We start from the raw sequence: 6,123 nt of genomic DNA on the forward strand, positions 1-6,123 counted from the left end.
GGATAAAACCTCCGTGCGATCTCCCCGAGCGCCTTTTCCGTCGCTTCAAAGACCCTCCGGTTCAGCGCCACCTCATCCTCCATCGCATTGAAGGCGGCATCGAGTTCCCACAGGTCGGATTCAGGAATTTCAGGGGTGTCAGCCATGGCGGATGGAAGGCGGTGGAGGTGTGAAGTTTAAATATCCAATTTCGGCAACCCGTTGACGATCTTCATCGTCTCCAGGCTCACGGTGATGACGCGGAGGAAGAGTTCGAGGGGATACTTGGGGTTGTTCATCGTTTCGGTGGCCCAGAGGTTGGCGTCGTTGGTGATGCCGCTGTCTTTGTCGGTGGTGACGGACTGGCGTTCCATGACCCATTCGAGGGCGGGTTTGCCGTTGACGATGTAGGCGTAGGCTTCTTCGGGGATGTCGCGGATCGTGATGTGGGCGTTGTAGAGGACGGTGGTCTTGTCGTTGATGGACTTGTTGGTCTCGGGGTCGCGGGTTTTGGCGAATTTCATCTTCTCCACGCGGTAGAGTGAGGCGGGCGATCCTGCCCGCTGATCGGTGCCGCCTTTGCGGGCAGGAGTGCCCGCATCACCTTCGATCTTCACGCCCTTGTAGCACTCCACGGTCTCGTAGTTGAGGTGCCAGTGGGCGAGGTCGCGGCCGGCTTGGGAGAAGGCTTGGAAATCGGCGAAGCGCTTCACGGCGGGGATGCGGGGGAGTTCCTTGCCGAGGTTGTCGGCGTAGCGGCTGCGGTAGTCGGGGGAGTGCAGCAGGCCGTAGATGTAGTAGAAGAGGTCTTCTTTGGTGATTGTGTCGCCCTCGCCCTTGGTGGGATAGGCCGCTTGGAAATGCGCCAGGCCCGCGTCGCTGATGCCGTCGCGCCGGGTGTGGGTGTCGGCGTCCTTCGCGGCGGTTTTGCTTCGGGCAAATAGGCTGCCTTCGTCCGTGTCCTCGTCGTCGGTGGCTTTCTCGTAGAGGTAGAGAGGGAAGCATTGGCCTGCGCCATTGCCTGCCACCATCGACAAATCGGGCACACAATCAGTGATGAGCAGGGAGAATCCTTGGCGGCTCCCAACGGATGAAAGACAAATCGCACGATTCTCCGCGATTTGAGGCGGGAAGAGACTCGGCATCTTCAAAACCATCTCGTTGAGCTGGCGGTTGAAATAGAGCCACCGCTTGTTGAACGGCCTGTAGTGCGCTTTGGAGACACATTCAGGCTGAAATGCCAATTCCCGGCCTTTGGCGAAGAGTTGTTTCAATCCCCGAGTCCATTTAATCTTGGTCGGATCGTTGTTGATAAAGCCATCGATCATTTCTTCACGCTGCTTCTTCGCCAAACCACTGTGAGCAGCATTGAACCGCTTCAGCTCATCATTATAAGAGGCAATAATCCTTCGGATGTTGGCTTCCGTGACTTGGGCGGAGTCATTGTAGCACCATGCATCGCGGTTAGTGACAACACCCAAAGAGAATGAGTCGAACAAGGAGTTGTTTGGAGCAGCTTTGTCTCCGATGACCATGAAGCCCTCAAAAGAGGTGTCCCGTTGGCGAAGCCAATCGTTGTGAGCATCAGGCGTAATAACCCGCCAGCCATTTATCGAACCGATGCCTGAAACACTCGTGAAATCCTTCACTTTGGAAAGCTTCTCTTCTGTCGTGAGATAATCGCCAATGTCGTGGAATCGAATTAGACCCTGTTTAGCGGCATTTGGATTCTTTACAAGGAAGGTGATGCCCACAGGGGCACGGCTGCCGCTTCCAAACACTTTCCCGCCTTCTTTTCGGGACAGTTCACCTGAAGTGCGCTGGTTGCCTCGAAGGTGAAAAACATAAATGCTGCTGAACTCTTCTGCTAAACACTTTCGCATTCCATCCGCAGTGTTGGCGTCAACCCATCCAGCATTGGTAACAAAACCAATCACACCACTCTTCCCGACTCGGTCGCTCGCCCAGCGAATAGCGCGGATGTAACTATCATAGAGGCCCTTTGAATTGGTGGCATCCGAGTGGCTGGCATACGTCTCAGAAATGCGACCATCCAAATGCGGATACTCGACATTCTTGTTGTTATCATTCTGCCTTGTCTGCCCGATTGAATACGGCGGGTTGCCCATGATGACTCGGATGTCGAGTTTCTTCTGGCGCTTCCGGCGGGCGGAGTTGTGCTCCATGAGGTCGCTCACCAGATCGTCCTTTTCATACATCTGGAAAGTGTCGGTGAGGCAGATGCCTTGGAAGGGGGTGTAGGCGGCGGGCAAAGTGGCTGCGGCTTTAGCCGCATCTGGGGTGGCGGCTTTGGTGGGTCGCCCCTTTGGGGCTGATGATTCGGCTGAAGCCGAAGCCACTTTACCAAGCAGGCTGTGATAGACCGCCTCGATGTTGATGGCGGCGATGTAGTAGGCGAGCAGGACGATCTCATTGGCGTGGATCTCGTGCTTGTATTTATACGGCAGTTCCTCCGGCTTGATGAGGCCGCTCTGGAGCAGGCGGGTGACGAAGGTGCCGGTGCCGGTGAAGGGGTCGATAATATGAACGCCCTTGCTGCCGAGGGTTTGGCCGAACTCGCTCTGGAGAAGGTCATTGATGCTGTGGATGATGAAGTCCACGACCTCGACGGGGGTATAGACGATGCCGAGGCGCACGGTCATCTTCGGGAAGGCGTTGCGGAAGAACTTGTCGTAAAGCTCGACGACGATCTTCTGCTTCCCTTCGGCGTTATCAATGCCTTCGGCCCGGCGGGCGACGCTGGCATAGAACTTCTCCAGCGTGTCGGCCTCCTTTTCAAGGCGGTGCTCCTGCAGCACATCGAGCACGCCCTGCATGGCCTGGGAGACGGGGTTGTGGCTGGCGAAGGAGTAGTCCTTAAACAAGGCGTCAAAGACGGGTTTGGTGATGAGGTGCTGGGCCAGCATCTCAATGACTTCCTGATCGGTGATGCTGTCGTTGAGGTCGTCCCGCAGCTCGTTGGCGAAAGCGTTGAAGGCGGCGACTTCCTTCTTGTTCGATTTGTCGCCGATGATGGCGGTGATGCGGCTGATGTGGGTCTGGGCGATCTTGGCGATGTCATTGGCCCAATCTTCCCAGTGGGTGCGGCTGCCGCATTTTTTGACGAGCTTTGCATTGAGGGCGCGTTCGAGTTCGCCGACTTCAAACTTGAGGGTGCCCTGCACCATGCCATCGCCGCCGCCGGTGACGGGCTGGCCGATGGTGTTGCCGCCTTTGGCTTCCTTGCCGGGTGAGGCGGGCGTCTTCTTGCTCTTCTTGGCGATCTTGTCGGTGATGGCGATGACTTCCATCTTGCGCGGATCGCGCCCGATAAGGTCGAGCTTGTTCACGAAGGCATCAAAGCGGTCATCGTGGGAGCGGAGGGCCTGGAGGACATCCCAGACGACTTTATAGACCTTGTTATCGTTCAGCGCCTCGTGCGGCTCCATGCCGGAAGGGATGACGACAGGGAGGATGACGTAACCGAGCTGCTTCCCCGGTGCGATGCGCATGACGCGGCCCACGGATTGAACCACATCGACCTGCGAATTCCGCGGGGTGAGGAAGAGCACGGCATCCAGCGCGGGCACGTCCACGCCTTCACTGAGGCAGCGGACATTGGAAAGGATGCGGCAGGTGTTCGGCGGTGGCTCGGCACGAAGCCATTCGAGCTTTTCCTCCTTCTCGGTGGCATTCATGGTGCCATCGACATGCGCGGCCTCGCAGAGGAGGTCGTTGTCGCTTTCTTCCTTCTCTTGGTAGGCATCGACGACGGCTTTGAAATGCCGGCGATCTGTTTGGAGGAGACTTTGTGGACCTTGGCCCCGGCGTGGCGCTCGATGACCTGACAGAAGGCGACTGCGCGCTTCATGGGCTGCGGATCGTGCGCGAGGTCGTGGGTGAGGCCTTGTTTGCTGAGGGCTTTCCAGCAGCCGATGATGCGGGCGGCGTCGTCCACTTTGAGCTGGTTGTTGTCGTCCTTGAGCAGGCCCTGGATGCGCTGGCTGACGTGGTCTTCGCTGATGGTGAGGACGAGCACCTTGTAATCGGTGAGGAGCTTTTGCTCGACGGCCTCGGAGAAGGTGATGACGTGGAACTGCTTCCCATACAGCGCCTCGTCATCCATGGAGCAGATGGCGATGTTTTCCTTCTCAGCCTGGGCCTTGGCGCTGTCCGCGTAGATGCGCGGGGTGGCGGTCATGTAGAGGCGTTTGGCGGCCTGGATGAAGGCGTTGTCGTGGACGCGGACGAAGTTGCTCTCCTTGTCGTCGCTGTCGGAGAAGGTGGCTCCGGTGGTGCGGTGGGCCTCGTCGCAGATGATGAGGTCGATCTCCGGCAGGCCGAACTTCTTCTGCGCCCGGCTGATGACATCCAGCGAGTGATAGGTGCTGAAGATGACGCTCATGTGCTGGGCGTCGTGCCGCTTCGTGACCTCGAAGGCGAGCCGCTTCGCATCGGTGGTGGCGGGGTAGCGCAGCTCGTGGGCGAAGGTCTCGACAATGTCTTCGTCGCTCTTGTCCCGCTTTTTGCCGACCTCGGCATCGGAGCAGACGGCGAAGCTGTGCAGCGGCAGGCCGCTTTCCTGCGTCCACTCGGTGAGGGTCTGGGAGAGGAGGTTCAACGAGGGCACGAGGAAGAGGACCACTTTGTTTTTCCCGGCGATCTCCTCGGCGATCTTCAGCGAGGTAAAGGTCTTGCCGGTGCCGCAGGCCATGATGAGCTTGCCACGGTCGGCGTTCTGGAATCCGAGGCCGACTTTGGTCTTGGCGCTGGTTTGATGCGGGCGGAGCTGCTTTTTGGGCTTGAGCGCCGGGGGCTTGCTGGGCTGGTATTTGGCCCAATCAATCTGCGAGTTCTCCAGGTCGTGGAGGTCGATCTTGTGAACCGGTGGATGCTGATCAAACAGCGCGGCCTCGGCATTCAGGCTCCAGTTGTTCGTCGTGGTGACGATGAGCCGCTGCGTGAAGCATTTCTTCCCCGAGGCGGTGAAGAAGCTGTCGATGTCCGCTTTCTTGACGCTGTAGTCGGGGGCGAAGCATTTGCACTGGATGGCGTGGTATTCCTCGGTGCCGCGTGTCCTGGCGACGAGGTCGATGCCGGTGTCCTTCGCGCTGATGCCGAACTCCGGCGTGCCGATTTCCTTGGCCCAATCCGCGAAGAGCCACACGTCGGAATAGAGGTCGGCATAGCTGGCCTCGTAGCGGAAGTAGGTGCGGATGAGTTCCTCGAAGTAGCTGCCTTTTTCCCGCTCGGTCTGGGAGGCGGCACGGTATTGGGCGAGGATCTTCTGGAGAGGCGTGTCGGACATGCGCGCCGATGGAAGCGGCTTCCCCTCGGAATGGCAAGACCGGGGAGTGAACAAAGTTCAGCGGGGGGGCAGGCGGGCAAGGTGCCAAGGAGCGCGGACCTCCGAGTCCGCAGCGGGTCGTCGGCGCGCGTGATGCGGCGCTGCCGAAGCCCTGGCTTGTCTGAGTGCTTGCGGCGCTACGGGGCGGATTGTCCGCCTGGCCTGCTGGCGGAATGCTGCGGGCTCGGAGGCCCGCGCTCCTTCGATCTTCGCGCGGTCGTGACACGCCCCAGGCCCGAAGTGGAGGAGTCAGGCGGCTTGGAGTCGGTCGTCCGAACCGCCTCTCCCCGCCCTTCGCCTTTGCCTCACCCCTCGGGCGGCGGGGTCCAGCCGAGGAAGGTGAGGAGGGCGCGGCCTTCGGCGAGGGTGCTCACGGTGATGACGCTGCCGTCCGCCATCTTGACCGTGAGCTGCTTTACTTCGCGCAACGTGGCAAAGAAGCTGTCGATGCACGGCTGGCCGTAGGGCGACTGGATGGCGTCGCGGATGGTGCGGGCGTCGAGGTCATGCATTTTGCATGTGACGATGAGCACGGGTGGATTGTCATGTGAAATTTCGTTTAATCCGTTGTGCAGATGGTGGGCCTGCCTGGCCCGTGCGCGGCAGGCGTCCTCGCGGTGGCGGGAATCACGGCCTCGCACGGCCGCTGCGGCGGGGGCCGGGATTTTTGGAATATTCGGTGAAAAAGGCTTCCTTTTCGGCGGCGAAACGGGGAGGATTTTTACCCAGAGCTACAATTGTAGCCCAACCTCAACACCACCAACCCTGTATCTGATCATGAAACACGGCTCCGAACG

Annotated in this window: 3 protein-coding genes; all 3 read right to left on the minus strand. The window is 59.3% G+C overall.

Features of this window, described 5'->3' with window-relative positions:
* Positions 1-176 precede the first annotated feature (176 nt).
* Complete coding sequence (locus IAE77_RS00610; RefSeq protein WP_294219714.1) at positions 177-3,677, minus strand: type ISP restriction/modification enzyme; 3,501 nt, start codon at positions 3,675-3,677, stop codon at positions 177-179.
* On the minus strand, positions 3,674-5,287 hold the full coding sequence (locus tag IAE77_RS00615; protein WP_294219715.1) for a DEAD/DEAH box helicase family protein: 1,614 nt from the start codon (positions 5,285-5,287) through the stop codon (positions 3,674-3,676). The genes IAE77_RS00610 and IAE77_RS00615 overlap by 4 nt, the downstream gene beginning before the upstream one ends.
* A gap of 344 nt (positions 5,288-5,631) precedes the next feature.
* Positions 5,632-5,859 (minus strand): hypothetical protein, encoded by a 228-nt coding sequence (locus IAE77_RS00620; protein ID WP_294219716.1) that lies wholly within the window; start codon positions 5,857-5,859, stop codon positions 5,632-5,634.
* Between the last annotated feature and the right edge of the window lie 264 nt (positions 5,860-6,123).

Source organism: Prosthecobacter sp. (assembly GCF_014879935.1).
Lineage (GTDB): Bacteria > Verrucomicrobiota > Verrucomicrobiia > Verrucomicrobiales > Verrucomicrobiaceae > Prosthecobacter.

Bases quoted from the DNA above. Each gene is read 5' to 3' on its own strand.
- IAE77_RS00610 (WP_294219714.1), bottom strand. From the start codon at position 3,677: ATGAATGCCACCGAGAAGGAGGAAAAGCTCGAATGGCTTCGTGCCGAG.
- IAE77_RS00615 (WP_294219715.1), bottom strand. From the start codon at position 5,287: ATGTCCGACACGCCTCTCCAGAAGATCCTCGCCCAATACCGTGCCGCC.